Below are 20,916 nucleotides of genomic sequence, written 5' to 3' on the forward strand. Positions count from 1 at the left end.
TTATAGTTTATCCATTCCGTGCAGGTCGCGTGATTTTTGGATCTCGAACTCGAGCTCAGGATCGATGTTCTGAGCCTCTACCTTTCTAGCTTTTTCCATGAGGTCGGCATGGTGTGCGCGGAGGTAATCCAGTTTCTTCCTGCCGTAGGAGGCCCGGGTGATGAGGACAAAGAGCACGGGCACTACAAAGATAGCGATTGTCGACGCAGCCAACATACCGCCTAAAACGGTATACCCGATGGTCCGGCGCGCAACGGCGCCGGCCCCGGTGGCGAACACCAGCGGAAGCACTCCAAGGATAAAGGCCATCGAGGTCATCACGATGGGGCGTAATCGAAGGCTGACGGCATCGAGGGTCGATTGGAGCAGGTCCTCACCGCGGTCGACGCGGACCTTCGCGAATTCGACGATCAGGATGGCGTTCTTCGCGGCCAGGCCGATAAGGGTGATCAGGCCGATTTGTGCATAGACATTATTCGTCAGGCTCGGGACCATCACCAGGGTCAGGATCGCCCCGAAGGCCCCAATGGGGACCGCTAATAACACCGAAAAAGGCACCGACCAGCTTTCGTACAGGGCGGCCAAAAACAAGAACACGAAGGTGATGGAGAACAGGAAGATATAGATGGTCGTCGACCCTGCCTTTACTTCTTCATAACTGAGTCCCGAGAACTCGTAGGTATATCCATCCGGGAGCACCCGGGCGGCGATGGCCTGCAGGGCCTTCAGGGCATCGTTGCTGCTATGGCCGGGGGCCGGTGCGCCGTCGACCTCCGCCGTCCGGAAGATATTGAAATGCGAGATCAGCGGGGCCGTCTCGGTTGGCTGGTAGGTGATCAACGTGCCAAGGGGCAGCATATTCCCTGCGGCGTTGCGGACGTAGTATTTATCCATGTCGGAGATGATGGCCCGGTACGCCGTATCGGCCTGCACGACGACGTGGAAGGTTCGGTTATAGGTCGTGAAATCGTTGATGTACAGACTTCCCATATAGGCCTGGATCGTCGTGAACACATCGGCGACATTCACGCCAAGCTTTTCACACTTGTCGCGGTCCACATTCAGGTTGTATCCCGGGGTCTTTGCCGAGTAGAACGTATAAGCCGAGCCGATGGCCGGGTCTTTCTTTGCCTCGTCAATGAATTTCTGGACGACATTTTCGAAGCCATGCAGGTCGTCGTTGGTGCTGCGTTGTTCTATCTGCAGGCTGAAGCCCACGCCCGCCCCGATACCGGGGATAGGAGAGGGTTGGATGACTTCGACGTTCGCGTTGCGGATACCGGCCTCGTCGATGCGCCGGTGGATCTCGCTCAAAATACCCGGCACCCGTTCGGCATCCTCGCCGCGTTCGTCCCAGGGTTTCAGCTGACAGTAGATCGTACCGCAGTTGGAATTGCTGGCGTTGGTCATCACGTTGAGGCCGGACAACGCCGCATAGTGCGCCACGCCGGGGGTCTCCGCGATAACCTTCATCAACCGCTGCATCAGGGCCACGGACTGGCTGGTCGAAGAGGCCGGCGGCAACTGGTAGGTGACATAGATATTGCCGTCGTCTTCGGAAGGGATGAATCCGGAGGGCTTGTCGCGGAAGAGGAACACCGCGCCAATGCAAAGACAGATCAACAATATAATGATGTATTTCGCCCCTTTGATGGAGCGATCTACGCCCCGTTGGTAGCGGTTGGTGATCCGGTCGAACCAGCCGTTGAAGCGGATGAAGAGCTTTTGCATCCCGCGGGCCTCTTCCTTTGGCCTGGATGGCTTCAGCAGCAGCGTACAGAGCGCCGGGGTCAGAGAAAGGGCGATAAAGGCCGAAATGAGCACCGAAATGGCGATGGTGATCGCAAACTGCTGGTAAAGCCGGCCGACGATGCCGGGGATAAAACCGACAGGGACGAACACGGCCGCCAGGATCAGGGCGATGGCCACGACGGGCGCCGAAATATCCTTCATCGCGAAATAGGTCGCTTCTTTCGGCGACATCTTCTCATGATCGATATAATGCTGCACCGCCTCGACCACGATGATGGCGTCATCCACCACGATCCCGATGGCCAGCACGAAGCCGAACATCGTCAGCGTATTAATGGTGAACCCTAAAGGAATAAAGAAACAAAACGTGCCGAATATCGATACCGGGATGGCCAGCACGGGGATCAGCGTGGAACGGAAATTCTGCAGAAAGAGATAGACCACCAGCGCCACGAGACCGAGCGTCAGCAGGAGAGTGTCGACCACATCGGCCATGGAGACCTTCACGACGGTGACCGATTCGAAGGGAACCGAGTACTCCACATCGGCCGGGAAGAACTGTTTCAGCTGCGCAAGCTCCTTATAGATACCCTCGGCCGTCCGGAGGGCGTTGCTGCCGGGGGCCTGGTAGATCTGGAGATAGGAAGCGCGTTTCCCGTCGACGAAGGAGTTGCTTGCGAAAGTGAACTTACCCAGCTCCACGCGGGCGACATCCTTGAGATACACCAGCTCGCCGGTAGCAGGCAGGGTCTTGACGATGATATTCTCGAATTCCTTCGGTTTGCTGAGCCGGCCATTCACCAGGATGCCGATCTCGAAGGTCTGGGACTTGTTCTGGGGTGGAACGCCGGCGGAACCCGCGGCCACCTGCACGTTCTGGGAATTGAGGGCGTTGATGACGTCCTGCGGCGTGAGGCTGTAGGCCGCCATCTTCTGCGGATTCATCCAGACGCGCATCGAGAAGTCATCGGTGAAGCGCTGGATGGTGCCGACGCCGGGAACGCGCAGCAACGCGTCCTGCACGAAGATGTTGGCGTAGTTGTCGAGGAAGGTGATGTTATGCGTTCCCTTTGGAGCGTAGATCGCCACCATCATCAGCATGCTGGGATTTACCGCCCGGACGGTGATCCCGAGGCGGCTGGCTACGGCGGGCAGGAGAGGAGTGGCGATGCTCACGCGGTTCTGCACGTCGAGGGCCGCCACATCGATGTTCGTTCCGATGTTGAAGGTGACGTTGATCTGCATCAGCCCGTTGTTGGTGCTGTTGCTCTGCATGTATTCCATGCCGGGGGTGCCGTTGACCTGCTGTTCGATGGGCGTGGCGACCGTTTGCTCGACGGTCTGTGCGTCGGCCCCGGTAAACTGGCCGCTCACCTGGACGATGGGCGGCGTAATATCGGGGTACTGGTCGACCGGCAGGACGACGATGCAGATAGCGCCGGTGAGCACCAGGACGATGGAGATGACGATGGCGGTGACGGGCCTCTTTATGAAAGTATTCGCGATCATAGATGTAGTCTAACAATTATTAGCGGCGGCGGCCGCCGGCGGCGCCGGGTCCTACGATATTGGCCGTGGTGATCGGCGAGCCGTCGTGCAGGGCCTGGACCCCATCGACGACAAGGCGGTCGCTGTCATGGAGCCCACTCCGGATGACGATATTGGAGCCGATGGTCTGGCCCGTCTCCACCTTTACCTGTACGGCGCGCAGCCTGGGGCCCTTCGCCGTGCTGTCCGCATTGCTTTGTATCACGGTATCCTTTGCGATGTAAACAAAGTATTCCCCCATCTGCTCTACGACGGCGCGGGCGGGGATGACTATCTGCGGCGTTTGCTCGAGATTATGCACCCGGACGACGCAGGACATCCCGGCGCGGAGGTCCAGCTTCGGGTTGGGGAACTCGAGACGGACGCGGATGGTGCCCGTTTGCGGATCGACGGCGCGGTCGATGACGGAGATCTTGCCGGTATAGGGATAGATCGAATGGTCGGGAAGGACGATGGTGAACAGGGAATCCAGTTCGTGTTGTTTGCTCCGCTGGAGCTGTTCGTAATGATTCAGCTGCGACTCGTTGATGAGGAAGTCCACGGCCATCGGGTTGTCGGTGGATACGGTGTTGAGCACCGTCGTGCTGGCCGTAACGAGATTACCAAGCTTTACCTGGCTGAACCCGATGGTCCCGTCGAAGGGCGCGGTGATGATCGAATAAGTGAGGTTGGTGGCGGCGGTGGTCAGGGCCTGCTGGGCGGCGGCTGTTTCATTCTTCGCGTTTTGCAGCGCGATCATCGCATGGTCGAGGGTCTGTTTGGCCACGGCATTGTGCTGGATGAGGTATTGATAGCGATCGGCATCCTGTTGAGCCTGCTGCTGGTTCCCCTCGGCCACCTTGACATTGGCGGCCGCCTGGTCGTAGGCAGCCTTGAAGAGACGTTCGTCTATCTCATACAATTTCTGGCCTTTGTGCACATGGGTCCCCTCCGTGAACAGGATGGCCGTGACATAACCCGTCACCTGAGCATGCAGATCGACCTGGGACAGGGCCTGCGTGGTGGCCGGAAATTCGTCGTAGTACAGGACGGGCTGCGACTTCACCGTAGCAAGGTTGACCGGGGTAGGGGGATTGGGGGCCGGCGGCTTCTGCTGGCAGGAGAAGATCGCCAGGGAAGGGATAAGAACCAGTAACGATGCCAGTCTGTTCATGAGTATGATGGTTTTGTGCTTGATTGTGGAGTTAGTGAACGGTTATGATGCCCATGGATTTTTCCAGGTCGATCTTGCTGGACAGGAGTTGGTACAGGGCATTGCGATAGCTGATCTCGGAAGTGATCAGGTTGGATTCGGCCGTGATCACATTGAGATAGGGAACGACCCCCTGCTGGTATTGCAGCGCTACAATGTCATAGGTCTTCCGGGCAAGCGTAACATTCTCCTTCGAGATGCCGAGGTTATAGAGATTGCTTTTATAGGCCGCCAGGGCGCTGGTGTACTCCGACCATATCTGCGCTCTAAGCGATACTTCGCTCCAGTCGAGCCAATCGGCCTGCAGCCGGGCCCGTTTGAGGTTGTTGGTGCGGTTGAAGCCGGTAAAGACCGGCACCGAGACCGAGAGTCCCATAAAGCTGTAGGGGTAGGCCTTTGAGAAAAGATTGCCGAACCTGTTGTTCTGGAAGGTATAGTCGTAATTGAAGAAGGCGCCCACCGTAGGCAGCCAGGCGTTGCGGTAATAATTGATATTGGACAGCTGGAGGTCTTTCTGGCTGCGCAGCACCTTGTATTCGATGCGTTGCTCGAATTGCAGCAGTTGCGTCGTATCGAAGGCGATATCGTTCATCATTTGTACGGTGTCGTAAAGGACGTTGAATTGCGCCTGCGGTGGATAACCCATGATCTGTTTGAGCAGGGCATATTGGGGAACGACACTCTCCGTGGCCTGCTTGAGCTGGAACTTCGAATTATTGAGGGAGATGACGGCCTCGTCATAATCGGTCTCGTCGACGATCCCGCCAATGTATTGATGATAGGCGTCGCTGACGTTCTTGCCGAGACGGGCGGTATCTTCGCGGAGAACGCCGATCTGCTCCAGGGTCAGGAGCAGACCATAGAAGCTCTTGCTGACCCCCGCCACGACTTCGATCTTCGTGCTGTCGGTGATCTGCTGTGCTTCGCGGACATAGATCGAGGCGCTGCGGGTGGCATAGAGCAGGGCGGGGTTGAAGATCGTCTGGGTGACCCCCAGAACGGGAGTGAACGTGTTGATCACGCCCGTTCGCTGTTGCTGCACGGTGCCGGTGGCAGAGTTCTTGATAAAGGCCGTGGGCAGGGAGTTGTAATGGGTCAGGTTGCCCGAAATATTCACTTGCGGATACCAGGTCGACAGATTGATCGCGTTGGTGGTCCGGACGATGGATTCGTTGATCTGCGCCTGGTTGATAAAAGGCTGATGCTTGAGAGCATAGTCGATACACTGGTTCAGCGTAAGCGCCGAATCGGCAACGACCCTGGCAGGCTGTGAAAAAGCAGCAATCGATAGGAAACAAAACAAACCGGTACAGACAAAGACGCGCTTAAGAACGTCGGCATTTTTAGACATATCGATCGAGGAAATTTATAATATGAAATTGTTTCCCAGGGTTAGCGATCTGGAAGAGTCAAGGTCAGTGGAGGAGTGATTGCTACGGCGCAAAGATTGTGCATTTTGCGCGATTGTTGAATTAAAATGATATTAAAGAAAAACACTTGACCATCAATTATTTGACGGCTGCGGATGTGCGATAGGCGGTGCCTTTGAAGAGGGCGACCAGTTCGCCGGCGGCATTGGTGGTGCGGATCTCATAAAGGCCGGTACGGTTGCCGAGATGGATCTCGCGGGCTTCGACGGTCAGAACATCGCCGGCGTTTGCGGGGCGGGTGAAGGAGATGGAGACATCGAGGGCGAGCGTAATACCGGCTCCATGGGAGTTGCAGGCGAAGGCGAAGGCAGAGTCGGCGGCGGAGAAAAGGACGCCGCCGTGGGCGACGTTAAAGCCATTGACCATTTGGTCAGTGACCGTATAATGGAGGCGGCAGTAGCCCGGGCCGGACTCGTCAACGACGAGTCCAAGCCACTGGGAAAAGCGGTCTTTTTCCATCATCAGGGCCGTTATCTCGGCCGGGCTCATCGGTATACCTTGTCTTTGCGGCTGGCCAGCAGGGCGAGGACGTCGTCCCTGGTGCCGGTGAAGGGTCCGGAGCCTTCGATCTTGAGGGTGGCCATGGCGGCCGCGAATTCGCCGGCCTGCTGGATGGAAGCGCCTTTGATGCGTTGATAGAGATAGCCGGCCATATAGGTATCGCCGCAGCCGGTAGCATCGACCACGGAGGTTGTCGGGATATAGGCGGGAATGGTGTGGAAGTCCTGGCCGTCGAAAATTACCGAACCCATGCTGCCAAGGGTGATCACCACTTCCTTTACACCCCAGCCGGCGAGAAGCCGGGCTCCCTCCTCGATGTCGTCCTGGCCGGTCAGCACGGCCATTTCGTATTCGTTGACCTTGAGGGTATGAATGTATTGAAGACCCCCGATCTTATCACACCAGTCTATCGGCAGCACATTCTGGTCTTTGACTTCCCGGAGATAGCCCTGGGCGTCGAGAGAGACCTTGCCTTTTGCGGCGAGGGTGCGGATGACGTCGACGGGAATGTCGCCGGCGAGCAGGGGGCCGAGGTGGAACACCATCGCATCGGCGTCTGTCAGCCGGTCGGCGGTGAAGGGATCGGCCTGGCCGATGACCCGCTGGGTGCGGTGATCCTGGTTGCCGGAATAGATATTTTCGAAGTAGACGGTTTGGGCGCTGGGCAGAACGGTGACATCGATGCCTTGTTCGCGGAGCTCGAAGACCGAGGGCATATCCGCTTCCGCGAGCGCGGTGATAAGCTTATAGCGGATGTCAAGCCGGGATACGGCATTAGAGAAATAGAAGGCGGTGCCGCCGGCCATGTGAACGACCGAGCGGGGGGTAACGACCTTGTCATGCGTGATATGGCCGATGCAGATGAGTTCTTTCCTGTCCATCGTGCGAAATTACCACTTTTTTGGGGCCCGGATGATTAAAATTGGGCTTGACAGTATTAAAATTTGTTTGTTACTTTGTATTTCAAAGTACTTTTTAACCATGAAACGATTCCATTGGGTTTATTTTTTGCTGACCCTATTGATCCTGGCCTTGGAGCTTTATATCGCCGAGTGTACACATGATGCAATTATCCGGCCGTACGGCGGGGACTATCTCTGCGTGATCTTCCTGTATACCCTTATTCGAAGTTTTTGGGCCCTGCCCGTGCGGCCGCTGGCGCTCTGGATCTTTGCTTTTGCCTGTTTTGTGGAAGTGACGCAGTATTTTCATCTCGCCGATCGGTTGGGCTTCACCAAACCCTCGTTTATCCGGACCCTGATGGGATATACCTTTACCTGGGTGGATATCGGTTGTTATGCGCTGGGCATCAGTACAGTACTTATCCTCGAACGACTAACCAATAAAAATGCCACTCTTCGTACATCCTGACTCTATCGTGCGTACCATCTGGGGGCGCAGCGACACGGTGCTGCTGATCTTCGCCGGCGCTTCGGCGGAGTTCGCGCTGAACAAGTCGGTGGACTGGCTGTATTTCACGGGCAAACTGCCGGCCGATCCGCTGGGACGGCTGTTCAGCACGGTGGGCTATGCCCAGCAGATCGTCTTTGCCGAAGAAGACCGCGCAAATGGGGCGATCGACCATATCACGGCGATACATAAAGGAGTGGAGGCGAACCGGGGAGCCCGGATCCCGGCCGGCGCTTATCTCGACGTGCTCTTTATGCTGATCCACTATTCGATCGCCGGCTACGAGCTGCTGGAGCGACGCCTCAACTTCGCGGAGAAGGCAGAGGTGTTCGACGTGTTCCAGCGGGTCGGCCGGCGCATGGGGCTGACCGGTATACCGGGCGACTTTGCCGCCTGGGAAGGGATGCGGCGGCAGGCCGTCCGGGACAACCTCGAGGTCAGCTCGTTCTCTCATGACCTCTACCGGCGTTACCGGAAGAGCCTTGGGCCCGTCCGCTATGCCTTGCTGATCCATGCGCAGGTGCTGCTCGTCCCCGGCCGGGTGCGGCGACTCCTCGATCTGCCGTCGATCCATTGGCTGTACCCCGTGGTACAGGTGTATAAATTGTGCCGGTGGCTGCGAATGGACAAGGGGATCAAGGCGATATTGCTGCCGCCGCGATACCGGCAACAGGTGTTTGGGCTGGAACGGAAAATGGGTTAAATTAGTGGACTATTCATTCATTATCTCCATTGCCATGCAAACACGCCGCGACTTCCTTCAGAAAATGACCGGTTCGGTCCTTGCGCTCTCTGCCTTGTCCTCCTTCACCGAAAAGAAATACGAGGGTCCGGTCCTCCGCGTAGCCATCATGGGCCTCGGCAGCTATGGGACGCGTGTGGCGGAGGCCATGAAGTCCTGTACCAAGGCGAAACTGGTCGGAGTCATCAGCGGCACGCCGTCGAAAATAAAAGCCTGGCAGACCAAATACGGCATCCCGGAAAACAACTGCTATAACTACGAGAATTTCGACCGCATCCGCGACAATCCCGATATCGACGCGGTCTACGTCATCACGCCCAATGGGCTGCATCACAACCAGGTCATTCGCGTCGCCCAGGCCAGGAAGCATGTCATTTGTGAAAAACCGATGGCCGTTAACGCCAAAGAAGGACAGGAGATGGTCGATGCCTGTCAGAGCGCAGGGGTGAAGCTGCTGGTGGGCTACCGGATGCATTTCGAGCCGCATACGCTGGAGATCATCCGGATGCGCAAGGCCAATGAGTTCGGTAAGGTCCTCTTCTTCCAGGGATTGTCGGGGTTTATTATCGGAGATCCGACCCAATGGCGGTTGAACAAGGCGCTATCGGGCGGTGGAGCGATGATGGACATCGGCATCTATTCGATCAACGGTTCCCGCTATATGATCGGGGAAGACCCCATCTGGGTCACCGCACAGGAGACCAAGACCAACCCGGTAAAATTCAAGGACGGCGTGGACGAGACTATCCAGTTCCAACTGGGCTTCCCCGGCGGTGCGACGGCGTCCTGCCTGTCGACGTACAGCCTGAACAACCTGGATCGCTTTTTCCTCGACGGCACCCAGGGGTTTGCGGAGTTGCTACCGGCTACGGGCTACGGGCCCATCGCCGGACGGACGCATAAGGGCGAGATCAACCAGCCGGTGACCACGCATCAAACCGTCCAGATGGACGAGATGGCCGGCATCCTTCTCGAAGGACACCAGCCGGTGGTAGCGGTCGATGGACATGAAGCGGTCAAGGACCTCAAGATCATCGATGCCATCTACGCAGCCGTGAGGAGCGGTCAGAAAGTGGATCTGCACCTTTAGCTCTCCACCTGGAAGGAAATAGGCAACTCCAACCGTGTTTTTACCTTCTTCCCGTGCAGGGTTCCGGGTTTCCATTCCGGCATATTGTTAACCACGCGTAATGCTTCCTCGTCGAGGCCGTTTCCTACGCGTTGCGGGTTGATCAGCTTTGCCTTTGTAATATGCCCATTCTCATCGACGATGAATGAAACGCGGACAATCCCCGTGACGTCATTGTCTATCGCGTCCTGCGGGTATTTGATATGATTGTTCACATAGTTGTCCAACGCCTGCTGACCGCCGGGAAACTCCGGCGCGATGGCGCCGGCCATCGGTTCGGTCACCACGATCTTTGCCGTTGCCTTCTTGGTCGAGACCTTTTTTGGGGGCGTCGTTGTAACGGGCTGACCTGCGGGGGTGGCGCCGGAGGCCGGATTCGTTACCGCCGTGCTGCTATCGGAAGGAGAAGGATTGCTTGTTCTATAATCGTTGCTATTACAAGCAACCGAGGTGAGCGCCAGGAGGGCTGCCGCCACCGGTAATGCGAAGAACGGATGTTTTTGTTTCGTTTGCATAAAGTCCCTTTTTAGTCATCGGATACCAATAAGGATTCAAAGAAGATGCCAGTGCACAAGCAAAGGAGCGCGTTGCCGCCGCTGGGGAGCTTTTTGCCCAGACCTATTCATACACTTTGATTTTGGATACATCGGATATTTATGTATATTAGCGGTATGGTCTATTCAACCGAATTATTAAAGGGGACGCTGAAAACTATCGTGCTGAAGCTGCTGGCCGACAATAAAAAGATGTATGGCTATGAGATCACGCAGAAAGTGAAGGAGATCACCGGCGACAAGATCCAGATCACCGAGGGGGCGCTATATCCAACGCTACACGCGCTGGAAGCGGACAAGCTGGTGACCACCGAGGTGGAGTATATCGGCAAGCGGGTGCGAAAATATTATAGTCTCAGCCCGGCGGGGAAGGTGAGGACGAAAGAGAAGATCAACGAGCTGACGTCCTTCATCCAGACGATGACGCTGTTACTCGAACTTAAACCAAAATCGATCTAAATGGCAACGCTGACCGACGAGCAGGTGGACTTTATTGCGCGGGTGATCCGGCACCATGGTATCCGGCTGCAGGACCTGCAGGACAACCTGCTGGACCACATCTGCATCCTTGTGGAACAAGGGCTGCAGCAGGGTGGGAGCTTCGAAGAGGTGTTGGCGAGGGTTTTTCGAAGCTGCTACCGGAAGGAATTGTACGAGCTGGAGGAAGAAGCGCTGTTTCTGTCTTCGGTGAAAGGGCCCCGGCTGGTGCTGAGCCGCGGCAAATTTTTCCGTCTCGTCTTTGGGGTTCTTTTGGCCCCGTATGTCCTATATTTTCTGCTCGCGTTGTTGCACTGGCTGCCGGCAGCGTATGACGTGGTACCCATGGTCATCTTCCGCTGGACCCTGGTCGGCTGCTTATGGCCACTGCTTTGTCTCGCAGTGATCTATTTTACGCCCGAACGGCTCGATCCGCTGATCCCGCGTCATTCCAAGGTGATGCTCGGGGGCGGATCTCTGATCCGGGTGTTCCGGTTCGAGGCGTCGTTGGTATAAAAAAGGTTCCGCGGGTGTGATTTTTTGCCCTGTCCGGCGTATCATTATCCCGGATATGCAGGAGCAATTCCTTCAACAGATAGAAGCCAATAAAGGCATCCTTTTCAAGATCAGCCGATCGTTCTGCCACGGCAGGGCCGATCAGGAGGACCTGCGCCAGGAAATGCTGCTCCGGCTTTGGAAGGGGCTGCCCCGTTACGACCCGGCCTTTGCCTTCACCACGTGGATGTACCGCGTGGCGTTGAACGTGGCGATCTCCTGGCAGCGACAGGCAAAGAGAAACTCCGGCACGGTCCCGTTCATGGACATGCATGGCGAGATGGCTGATGGGGCGGATGGAACCCACCCGCGACAATACCCCCTGGAGGACCAACACTCGCCGATGATCCTGCTGCAAAAACATGTCGCCGCCCTGAAGGAACTGGAGAAAGCGCTGATGCTGCTCTATTTCGAAGAAAAGAGCTATCGCGAGATCGCGGAGATCATGGGCATCACGGAGACGAACGTGGCCACAAAGGTGAGCCGCATCAAGGAGAAATTGAAACAAGCCATTCTAAACGACAAAAATTTGGTTTATGGACGATCTTGAACTCAACACGCTGTGGAAGGAATATGACCGGAGGCTGGAGGAAAGCCGGGTGTTGAACCTGCAGACCTGGGCTGTTCACCGCCAAACCTTTGAATGGCTGCAAACCCAAAAGGTCCGCTCGAGGCTGCGGCCGATGGGCGTCTTCAAGGGCTGGGCGGTGTTCCTGGGGGTCATCTGGGTGCTGTTTCTGGGCCTGCTGGCCGTGGGTGATCATGGGAAACACCCGTGGTTCACGGGGTCGATCGGCATTATTTTCCTTTTCAACGTTTATGCTATCGTTGCCTATCTGCGCCAGATAGCGCTTATCCGGCAGATCGACTATACCGACCACATCGTAGAGACCCAGGAGAAACTGGCCGCCCTGCAAGCCTCGACCTTGCGGTCCACGCGCATCCTGTTCCTGCAGACGCCGTTCTTTTCAACCTGGTTTTGGAGTCAGCGAATGATCACCGGCAACGCCGTGGGATTCTGGGCCATCTCCGTACCCGTCGCACTGTTGCTTACTCTTGTGGCAATCTGGCTCTACCGGAATATCACGCTGGCCAATGCGAACAAGAAATGGTTCCGGCGGCTGATCGGCGGGATCGAATGGTCCCCGATCCTCCGGGCGATGGAATATCTGAAGGAGATCGACGAGTTCAAGTACCGCTAGCCGTGGCCGCGGCCAGATCCCTCTTCGCCTTACCCAGACCGACCTTATAGGCATCGGGCGTTCCACTGATCTTCAGGTTGATAAAATGGACCCGCTTGTCCTTGTCGCGGTACTCGATGGCATCCACCTGGCTGGGATCCACCTCCTCCTGTTTCTTCCCGAACAGCTTTTTGAACCCGATCGACGTCACCATCTTGAGGGGGACGCGGATATAGTATTCCATCTGCATGTTGAGGGATTGTTTGCCGGCGATCTCCATAAAACCGAGCGAGGAATTGATGTTCATATCGGGGATGATCACGGCGCCGTTGCGGAAGGCCAGGGTATTGCGGAGGGTATCGAAGCGCACCATCATGAGGTTCTTATCCGTAAAGTAGGAGGCCATGGCCTTCATGGGCGCGAAGTTGATGAGGACCCCATTGAGTATCTCCAGGTCCATCTGAGCCGTGGACTGATCGACGATGGGCGTCAGATCGGGATGGATCAGGAGCGTGCTGCGGATCTGCCCGCTGATGATCCCTTTTATGTTCTTGTTGATCATGATGTCCTCGCCGAAATTATCCAGCTTCAACATCAGCTTCTCGATATTCATGTCCTCCACGCTGAGCTTGCTGTCGAGCGTGATCTTTTGGGCATTGGCGCCGTCGAAATGCGCGTTGGCGGTCATCCGCCCACCGGCCATCTCCGCATAGAAGGTGTCGAGATAAATCTGTTGGGTGGCCAGCATTCGACCCGAGGTGGAGAGGTTCTTGATGCCGATCCTGTGATACCGGATGCGGCCGATATTGATACGGGCGTTGAAGTCGATAAAGGGAACGCTGAAGAGATTGAACCCGGCGTTATGCGCCGCGGGGGTCGACTTTGCCGCGACGGTCGTGGCCATCGGCGCCGCGGCAGTGTCGGGTGTTGCGGTGGTCTCCGGTGCATCCTGGCCCGCGGTGGCGACATAGTTCGACAACTGGTCGACGTCCAGCAGCCGGGAGCTGAACTGGAGGAAGTTCTCTTTCTTCCGGCGGAGGGTGTCTTTCCCGGTGTAGAGCCGCATGCTGCAATTGAAATCGGTGTTGCCGATCTTTCCCCTGAAGGTGTCGAGTTTGATGAAATTATCGGCGAACTTGATGTTGCCATTCACGCTGTCCAACCGGTAATGGTGTTTTTGCAGCATGCCGGAGATATTGGCGATATGGATATTCGCAAATTTGAAGACCGAATCATAACGCAGCTCGGTCTTACTCCGCAGCCAGATATTGGAGCCGACCTCCTGCCGGTAGTCCTGGGGCACGAATTGCCGGCTCTTGCGGCCGAGGAGATCGCGCATGGCCAGGCGTTGAGACTTGAGATCGAAGGCCAGCAGGGTCTTCCCCTTCTTCACTTTCCCGAACCAGAGAGCATAGTTGTTGACCCGGCCACGGAACTGGATATCGCTGCTGTCGATACTGCCGGCAAAGTTGCGTAGCAGCACTGAGGTATCCCCGATGGTGAGGTCGGCGCCGAAATTCTTAAAGGCGTGCGGGTAGTTCTTAAAGGCGGCTGAGAGGCCGGCGATGCTGAACTTACCCTTGGGCAGGGGATTGGGATGCTGCAGCTCCTTTACGGAAGTCTCGAGGGTGAGCCCGATATTGAAGCCATAGATCTCTTCTCTGGCCTTGCGATTCTTTGTCGTGTCGGCGTTGAACAGCTCCCGCAGGACCAGCTTGTTGCTATTGGCGTGGAGCTTGAGCACCACGGGCTTCTCCTGGTGATGGAAGAGGGCCGGCAGGTCGGTGAGCGAACCTTCGAGATGGAGATCGGAATTGCCCACGTTGCAGCTCAGCGTGTCGAGGTCGACAAAGCCGTTCTTCATCGCGGCGTGGAGGTTGAGGTGTTCGATGAGATAAGGATAATTGGGCACGCGGAAGGTGAGATTGGTCACCTTCAGCTCACTCTGGATGCCTTCAGTGAGTTGGCTCATCGTTTTGTCGTCGGTGAGGTCGACCAGCTCCTTAAAATTCATTTTCAGATCGACGTGGCCCGAGAGGCGTTCGAGGTCTTTGATACCGAGAAAGGCGCCGATAAAGCCGAGTTCCAGTTCGCTGCGGATCTGCATGAAGATCTTCGGGTCGGTGAAATCGCGCATCACGAAATTGCCCTTGAAGATGCCTTTCTCGGGTCGGGCGCTCATGTCCATGAGCCGAAGCTCGGACGTCTTTAGCGATCTGTCTGCGCCATTCGTATAGAATCCCTTGAAGGAAAGCGAGTCGAGTTTCTTCTTCGCCTCCGTATTGTGCAGCCAGGCGTTCTTACAGGCGAAGTTGAGGGCGATCAGTGGTTGCTGCCCCGCTTTGATGGCCCCTTTCACGGTGCCGTCGAAGCTCAGCTCGCCATCGTATTTGAAATGTTTCAACTCTTTGGCAACGGATGCGGGCGCGAAGGCAAAGAGCTGGCGGAAGTCGGGTTTGTCCCCCTTTATCCGCAGGTCGACGACCGGGTCGTGAAGAAGGTCGACGGTGCCCGTGATATTGAAGGCCGCGTCCTCGAGCTTTAATTTGCCGAGCGGCAGGCGCAGGAATTTCTTCTTTTCGTCAAAGGAGAGATTGATGTCGGTCTCGATATGTTTGTGCCGGAAGAGCGTGGTGTCGCCGGGCCGGAAAAAGTCGAGGACAAAGCTACCTTTGCTTTCGGCGGCGATCTTGCTGCCGTCGTCGCGAAGGGCCGTCTGGATGCGGGGAATATCGGCTTCGATACGCTGGCCGCTTTTGGGGTCGCGGTAGGTGATGCGCATGTTCTTTAGGACGAACTTTTTGATATCGAGGTCGAGCGGTTGGGAGCCGGGAGCCGCCTTTGCCGTGGTGTCGGGAGCGATGGCGACGGCTTCGACGAGATTGAGCTGGCCCGTGCTGTCCTGCACGAGGTCGAGGTGGCCGTTCTTGAGCAGGATCACTTTAACGTGATATTGCTGGTTGAGGATATCCTTTATGCTGAAGCCCACGAACATCCGCTCGGCCTCGTAGATCGGGGTCACGCCCGAGATCTTGGTGGGCAGTAGCTTGACGTTCTTCAGGCCGATGGAGATGTAGGGGAAGTTCTGGACGAGGGAGAGGTCGCTGCCGCCGACGACCAGCTCGCCGGGAAGTTTCTTATTCAGCTCGGTGACGGCTAACCTGACAAGCCGTTCCTGTTGGGTATAGAGGATGCCTGCGGCGATCCCTACCAGCAGGATCAGAAGAAAAATGGGGATTAAGGTCCAGCGAAGAATCCGTTTGCGCGTTTTTGAAGTCATAGGTAGATTGGATACGATGTAAAAACGAATGAACGCAAGATAAATTATCCGTTTGAAATATGGATTTTAGCAGCGCTTTAGCCGCATGGTTTTGGCAGGCCGTTGGCTTTTGGATTACTTAGCCGGCGCGTCCGCGGCCGGAACCAACCGCGCGTGGAGGTCGGGCGCCGTTTTTATCGGGTCGAGGGGGAACATGGGCCGTTGGATGCGCTTATAGGGCAGCCGGGAGAGGTCCTGGTCGACGCCGCCGGGGGTGAGGGCCATCAGCCAGGCTGCGCGCATGGCGTAGAGCTCCGGCTCGAGGTAGCCGATCTTGACCACGACGATCGCCGCCTTACGCGGCTGGAGGCCGAGCCGCGTGAAGTCCACCTCCCTGTGATAGGGTTTTCGTTTTTGCGTAACGATGACTCGGACGCTGCCGACGCGGATGACCGTTTCGATTTCGGCATCCTTATCCCCCTTGACGATGGATTCGACGACGCCATGGAGTCTCACAGGCGGTGCATAGCGATGATCGACTGCGGCGCCCGCGGTAGCGTCGATAGTCGCGCCGACTCCTGCTTTTAGCGCAGCCTTTACCACGTCGGGCCCCGGGATGGAGGCATAGATCAGCGTCAGACCGTTGGCCGGCTTAAACTCAGGACGGGCAAGGATCTGCTGAAGAGTCCAGGTGACATCGCCGGCGCCGCCCGCCGTGGGGTTATCACCGCAGTCACTGATAAAGAACGGATGGAGCGGACTTTTCGCGGCGCTGTCGAGGCATTCTTTCAACGTACCGGTAGGCGCGACGAAGACGAATTGCGACCGTGCCTTCCAGAAGGTCTGCGCCAGATGTTCCGCCGTCCTGGTGACGGTGGCTTTGTCGTCGCCGGTGACCATCACGACCGCATGGTTACGGGGTTCGTCAGCCCAGGCATACCCGATCCAGATCGCCGCGTCGACGATGCCCGGCTGCGCGGCGGCAGGCGCCACGGCTTTATAGATAGACTTACCCGGTTCTATCCGCGTGCTCGTCTTCTCCCCGGGAAGAAGGATGGGAATAGGGATCCAGGCCTTGTAAGCCGGCCGACCTTTGCCGGTTTCGAGCCGGGTGAGCAAGTTGGTCACAGCGCGGCGTTTGGTTTCCATGGCGTCTTCGTGCGGCGCCATGCGATAGCAGGTGATGAGATCGGTATTCAGTGCAAGCCGCCAGGAGACGTTGCCATGCAGGTCCATGGAAGTGGAGATCAGCGTTTTTGTGCCCACCAGCTTGCGGATGCGGGTAATGAAGTCTCCTTCGGGATCGTCGAGGCCGACGACGCTCATCGCGCCGTGGATATCGAAGAAGATTCCGTCGTAGGGGAGCTGCTTTTTTAACTCGTCGAGCGTCTTGTTTACGAGTGATTCATACGCCGCGCGCATGACGGCGCCGCCCGGCAAGGAGTGACCGGTGATCGTGGGTATCCAAATTGCGCTGTGACGCAAGACGGAGTCGGGAGCGAGAAAAGGATAGGTATCGAAGACGGCAGGGCCGTATTGAGCGTGGAAGGCGGGTTCTTCAGTCAGAGCGGGGGAAAACGTGCTGGACTCGATCCCGAGGCCGCAGATGGCGATACGGGGGAGGGGAGCGGCCTCGGTGGCCACTGAAAGAACAAGCAGGAAGAGGAAGGTGGCTTTCAATGCAACAGTTTTTGGTTGACAAAGTAACGGAATTCATCATGGACCATTTTGCAATTATTTTGCAAACCCCACGCTCGTTTTGGAGAATTGGGCTATATTTAATGCAAATTAATTGCAACTATGGAAAAGCAAAGAAGAAGCGCACTAAAGAAATTATTGTTGGCGATGGGCGGCGCCCTTGGCATCGGCACGTTGGCAAAGGCAGAAAGCGTTGCTGCCGCACCGGCCGCGAAGCCCGCTGCTCCCGCGGAGAAAGAGGCTATAAATGTCGTTATGGACCAGGAAGTTCCGCTGTTCTCGCAGATAACGAAATTCAATGGAATGGTATTTATCGCCGGCCAGGGCGCGCACGTCGAGCCCTTCGAGATCAAGGCGCACACCGAGATCGTGCTGAAGGGCCTGGAGAAGCAGCTGATCGCAGCAGGCTCTTCGATGGAGAAAGTGCTGAAGGTGCATGTGTACCTGAATGACATCGCCGATTATGCGGGGATGAACGAGGTATTCAAAGGAAGGTTTGGGGCCAAGCCGCCGGTGCGTACAACCGTAGCCGTTGCCAAGGGCGGGGTTCCGGGAAATTCGTTGGTCGAAATGGATTGTATCGCTTATGTATAGGTTTCTACGGGTGCTCATACTGCTCTGCGCCGTCTCCTCCGTACGGGCGCAGGGCTATACCCTTGTCATTAAGGGAGGAACGGTCATCGATCCCAAAAATAATATCAACGCGGTGATGGATCTCGCGGTAAGCGACGGCAAGATCGTCCGGGTCGCGAAGGACATCGATGCGCATGGCGCCCTACAGGTCGTGGACGCCCGTGGACTGCTCGTCGTGCCGGGGCTTGTCGATCTGCATACCCATGTCTTCTTTGGTACCGATCCGTCGAGGGCCTATGACGGCGGCAATGCCGCGATCCCGCCCGACGTCTTCAGTTTCCGGACAGGGGTGACGACGGTTGTCGACGCCGGCTGTTCGGGCTGGAAGGATTTTCCGACCTTCAAGCGGGAAGTGATCGATGTGGTCAGGACAAGGGTGCTGGCCTTCCTGAACATCAATGGCGCCGGGATGCGCGGGAGCCCGTATGAACAGGATCTGCGGGAGATGGACGGGAAAATGGCCGGGATCACGGCCCGTCAATACAAGGACTTCATCGTCGGTATCAAGGTCGCGCATTATACCGGTCCGGAGTGGACACCGATAGACGAGGCCGTAAAGGCCGGGAACATCGCGAATATCCCGGTGATGATCGATTTTGGCGGTCATAAGCCGCCGTTGTCGATAAAGGAGCTTTTCTTCGATCATTTGCGCCCCGGGGACATCTTCACCCATTGCTTCGGCCAACTGGACACGCGGGAATTCATCGTCGATACGCTGACGCATGCGGTAAAGCCCTTTGTGCGCGAGGCGCAGCAGCAGAAAGGAATCGTCTTCGACGTGGGCTATGGCGAGATCAGCTTTGCCTTTTCACAGGCCATCCCTGCCGTGAAGAGCGGCTTCTATCCCAATTCGATCAGCACCGATATCCATGCACACAGCATGAACAATTCGATGCGGGACATCCTCAACTGCATGTCGAAATTTGTGGCGATGGGGATGCCCGTGCCCGATGTTATCCGGGCAGTGACATCGAATCCCGCGAAGGAGATCAAACATGAAGAGCTGGGAAACCTGTCCGTGGGATCGGTCGCCGATATCGCTATCCTCAACCTGGAAAAAGGCAGGTTCGGACTCTACGACTATACCGGCTACCGGATCGAAGCAGCGCAGCGGTTCGCCTGCGAAATGACGGTCAGGGCCGGGAGGATCGTATACGACCTCAACGGGATCGCACAGCCGATCGTGGCGCCCAGGCCGATGACGGCGAACGGGGCGACGCATTGAGTTAGATGCGTCCGGCCGGCGCGATAGGCGCGAACCTATGCTGCGCGCGGCCGGCGCGATAAGTTTTAGAAGTCGAGCTTCGGAGTCACGCGGTTGACCGACCACTTGGTAGAAGGCGTTGCGCTCAGGCGGATGATCTGATCGGGGTTCTCGACGGTGATATGATACGAGGTACGTCCGTTCAGTTCGGCTTTGTACAGCCCTGTGATCCAGTAGTTGCCATATTCTTTTTTGATGGACTTCTGGAGCCGGGCGGGCAATTTGTCGGAGAGGATATTATGAATGACGGGAGAGCTCTTGCGGGCGGGCATCCCTCCTTCTGCGGCGTGGGCCTTAACGGTCGATACGGCGAAGCAGACGAGAACAGGAAGAATGAACTTTTTCATAAGGTATTGTTTTACATTTTTGCGCGCTTAAAACGGCCGGCGACATCGATCTAGTATGTCGCAGGCCCTGTTATTTAACGAATACCCCACTTACCCCTATCCCTTTTTTTATTATCTTGCTGATAGTCAATTGTGTAATATTTTATGAAGCACGTATCCATATTGGTCCCCGATGGGGAATGCAGTATCACGACGATCGAAGGCACGTACCAGATCCTGTTGCGGGTGAATGACTGGTTGACAGAGGCAGGGGAGGAGCCGATGTTCGACGTTCAGTTGGTAGGGCAGAGCACCGAAGTCCAGATGAAGGCCGGACGTTTTCGGATACACCCCGACGTTTGCTTTACGGCCGTGACGCGGACCGGGCTGATCCTCATCCCTTCGGTGCATGGAGATAAGGCGCGCATCAACGAAGAGAACCGGCCGTTGCTCGACTGGGTGGCGGATCAATACCGGCGGGGCGCAGCGGTGGCTTCGATGTGTATCGGGGCCTTCCTGCTGGCGGGGACGGGCCTGCTCAACGGGCGAAGCTGTACCACGCACTGGGATTTCGCGCACGAGTTCCGGCAGATGTTTCCCGCGGTAAACCTGGTGGAGGACAAGATCATCACCGACGAGAACAATATCTACACCAGCGGGGGCGCCTATTCCTGGCTCAACCTGATCCTTTACCTCGTGGAAAAATACTGTGGCCGGGACATGGCGGTCACCTGTTCCAAAGGCTTCCAGGTGGATTTTCAGCGGGTTAGCCAGTCACCGTTCATCATCTTCAGCGGCCAGAAGGATCATGAGGATGAGGCTGTGCAGGCCGCACAGGAGTATATCGAAAAGAACTGTCATTGCAAGATCACGGTCGACGAGCTGGCGGAGCGACTGATCCTGGGGCGTCGCAATTTGGAACGGCGATTCAAAAAAGCGACGGGCAATACCGTGATGGAATATATCCAGCGGGTGAAGATGGAGGCGGTGAAGAAGAGCCTCGAGACTTCGCGGTTGGGCGTGAATGAGGTGATGGATCGCGTGGGGTATACGGATCCGAAGGCCTTTCGGATGACGTTCAAGAAGGTGACGGGGCTTTCGCCGTTGCAGTATCGGAACCGGTACAACCGCGAATACGCCTAGCCACTGCCCGCAGCCTTGGGGCTAGTCCTCCCGCAGACTTTTTATCACCGCAGTTGCGCCAGCAGCGGGTTTGGGGTCAACGCAACAGGGTAGGGCCGACGCAGGTTGCGCCAGGCGATAAG

Annotated in this window: 19 protein-coding genes; 10 read left to right on the plus strand and 9 right to left on the minus strand. The window is 56.7% G+C overall.

What is annotated here, in order from left to right; translation table 11 throughout:
* The 5 genes from VHE34_RS13660 to VHE34_RS13680 all read right to left on the minus strand — a co-directional run bounded on the left by VHE34_RS13660 (position 1) and on the right by VHE34_RS13680 (position 7,304).
* A complete protein-coding gene (locus tag VHE34_RS13660; RefSeq protein WP_325588785.1) occupies positions 1–3,261 on the minus strand; it encodes an efflux RND transporter permease subunit in 3,261 nt (1,086 codons plus the stop codon).
* A 19-nt stretch (positions 3,262–3,280) separates the two neighbouring features.
* Positions 3,281–4,453 carry an efflux RND transporter periplasmic adaptor subunit gene (locus VHE34_RS13665; protein WP_325588787.1) on the minus strand — a complete coding sequence of 391 codons (1,173 nt, stop codon included), beginning with the start codon at positions 4,451–4,453 and terminating at the stop codon, positions 3,281–3,283.
* 31 nt (positions 4,454–4,484) lie between these two features.
* Positions 4,485–5,843, minus strand: a complete 1,359-nt coding sequence (locus VHE34_RS13670) for a TolC family protein (protein WP_325588789.1) — start codon at positions 5,841–5,843, stop codon at positions 4,485–4,487.
* A gap of 157 nt (positions 5,844–6,000) precedes the next feature.
* Complete coding sequence (gene paaI, locus VHE34_RS13675; RefSeq protein ID WP_325588791.1) at positions 6,001–6,384, minus strand: hydroxyphenylacetyl-CoA thioesterase PaaI; 384 nt, start codon at positions 6,382–6,384, stop codon at positions 6,001–6,003.
* A 23-nt stretch (positions 6,385–6,407) separates the two neighbouring features.
* Positions 6,408–7,304: a PfkB family carbohydrate kinase gene (locus VHE34_RS13680; protein WP_325588793.1), complete on the minus strand. Its 897-nt coding sequence runs from the start codon at positions 7,302–7,304 to the stop codon at positions 6,408–6,410.
* A 100-nt stretch (positions 7,305–7,404) separates the two neighbouring features.
* Between VHE34_RS13680 and VHE34_RS13685 the strand changes: the two genes are divergently transcribed.
* From VHE34_RS13685 to VHE34_RS13695, 3 genes are read left to right on the plus strand one after another with little or no spacing between them, the layout of a single operon-like run.
* Entirely contained in the window at positions 7,405–7,794 is a 390-nt protein-coding gene (locus VHE34_RS13685; RefSeq protein WP_325588795.1) for a DUF2809 domain-containing protein, read from the plus strand.
* Entirely contained in the window at positions 7,772–8,536 is a 765-nt protein-coding gene (locus tag VHE34_RS13690) for an oxygenase MpaB family protein (RefSeq protein WP_325588797.1), read from the plus strand. The genes VHE34_RS13685 and VHE34_RS13690 overlap by 23 nt, the downstream gene beginning before the upstream one ends.
* Before the next feature lie 34 nt (positions 8,537–8,570).
* Positions 8,571–9,665 (plus strand): Gfo/Idh/MocA family oxidoreductase, encoded by a 1,095-nt coding sequence (locus tag VHE34_RS13695; RefSeq protein WP_325588799.1) that lies wholly within the window; start codon positions 8,571–8,573, stop codon positions 9,663–9,665.
* Here the strand turns inward: VHE34_RS13695 and VHE34_RS13700 are convergent.
* The gene (locus tag VHE34_RS13700) at positions 9,662–10,219 is read right to left on the minus strand and encodes a TonB family protein (protein WP_325588801.1); all 558 of its coding nucleotides are present in this window, start codon (positions 10,217–10,219) and stop codon (positions 9,662–9,664) included. The two genes, VHE34_RS13695 and VHE34_RS13700, sit on opposite strands and share 4 nt — an antisense overlap.
* A 156-nt stretch (positions 10,220–10,375) precedes the next feature.
* Between VHE34_RS13700 and VHE34_RS13705 the strand changes: the two genes are divergently transcribed.
* Genes VHE34_RS13705 through VHE34_RS13720 form a run of 4 tightly spaced genes read left to right on the plus strand, consistent with a single transcriptional unit; the run spans position 10,376 to position 12,492 of the window.
* Positions 10,376–10,717 carry a PadR family transcriptional regulator gene (locus tag VHE34_RS13705; RefSeq protein ID WP_325588803.1) on the plus strand — a complete coding sequence of 114 codons (342 nt, stop codon included), beginning with the start codon at positions 10,376–10,378 and terminating at the stop codon, positions 10,715–10,717.
* Complete coding sequence (locus tag VHE34_RS13710) at positions 10,718–11,251, plus strand: hypothetical protein (RefSeq protein ID WP_325588805.1); 534 nt, start codon at positions 10,718–10,720, stop codon at positions 11,249–11,251. It abuts the gene before it with no gap.
* 55 nt (positions 11,252–11,306) lie between these two features.
* Positions 11,307–11,840, plus strand: a complete 534-nt coding sequence (locus VHE34_RS13715) for a sigma-70 family RNA polymerase sigma factor (protein ID WP_325588807.1) — start codon at positions 11,307–11,309, stop codon at positions 11,838–11,840.
* The gene (locus tag VHE34_RS13720; RefSeq protein ID WP_325588809.1) at positions 11,827–12,492 is read left to right on the plus strand and encodes a hypothetical protein; all 666 of its coding nucleotides are present in this window, start codon (positions 11,827–11,829) and stop codon (positions 12,490–12,492) included. The genes VHE34_RS13715 and VHE34_RS13720 overlap by 14 nt, the downstream gene beginning before the upstream one ends.
* Here the strand turns inward: VHE34_RS13720 and VHE34_RS13725 are convergent.
* Together VHE34_RS13725 and VHE34_RS13730 are read right to left on the minus strand one after the other, a co-directional pair.
* Positions 12,479–15,751 (minus strand): AsmA family protein, encoded by a 3,273-nt coding sequence (locus tag VHE34_RS13725; protein ID WP_325588811.1) that lies wholly within the window; start codon positions 15,749–15,751, stop codon positions 12,479–12,481. The two genes, VHE34_RS13720 and VHE34_RS13725, sit on opposite strands and share 14 nt — an antisense overlap.
* Positions 15,752–15,865: 114 nt before the next feature.
* A complete protein-coding gene (locus tag VHE34_RS13730; protein WP_325588813.1) occupies positions 15,866–17,410 on the minus strand; it encodes a M81 family metallopeptidase in 1,545 nt (514 codons plus the stop codon).
* A 120-nt stretch (positions 17,411–17,530) separates the two neighbouring features.
* Between VHE34_RS13730 and VHE34_RS13735 the strand changes: the two genes are divergently transcribed.
* Together VHE34_RS13735 and VHE34_RS13740 are read left to right on the plus strand one after the other, a co-directional pair.
* Entirely contained in the window at positions 17,531–18,022 is a 492-nt protein-coding gene (locus tag VHE34_RS13735) for a RidA family protein (RefSeq protein WP_325588815.1), read from the plus strand.
* A complete protein-coding gene (locus VHE34_RS13740) occupies positions 18,015–19,286 on the plus strand; it encodes an amidohydrolase/deacetylase family metallohydrolase (RefSeq protein ID WP_325588817.1) in 1,272 nt (423 codons plus the stop codon). Before VHE34_RS13735 ends, VHE34_RS13740 begins: the two co-directional genes overlap by 8 nt.
* Before the next feature lie 65 nt (positions 19,287–19,351).
* Here the strand turns inward: VHE34_RS13740 and VHE34_RS13745 are convergent, their stop codons facing one another.
* On the minus strand, positions 19,352–19,672 hold the full coding sequence (locus VHE34_RS13745; RefSeq protein ID WP_325588819.1) for a hypothetical protein: 321 nt from the start codon (positions 19,670–19,672) through the stop codon (positions 19,352–19,354).
* A 144-nt stretch (positions 19,673–19,816) separates the two neighbouring features.
* On the opposite strand from VHE34_RS13745, the gene VHE34_RS13750 reads away from it, so the two are divergent.
* Entirely contained in the window at positions 19,817–20,794 is a 978-nt protein-coding gene (locus tag VHE34_RS13750; RefSeq protein ID WP_325588821.1) for a GlxA family transcriptional regulator, read from the plus strand.
* Positions 20,795–20,916: the final 122 nt, after the last annotated feature.

Origin of the sequence: Puia sp. (genome assembly GCF_035546395.1) — a bacterium.
Lineage (GTDB): Bacteria > Bacteroidota > Bacteroidia > Chitinophagales > Chitinophagaceae > Puia.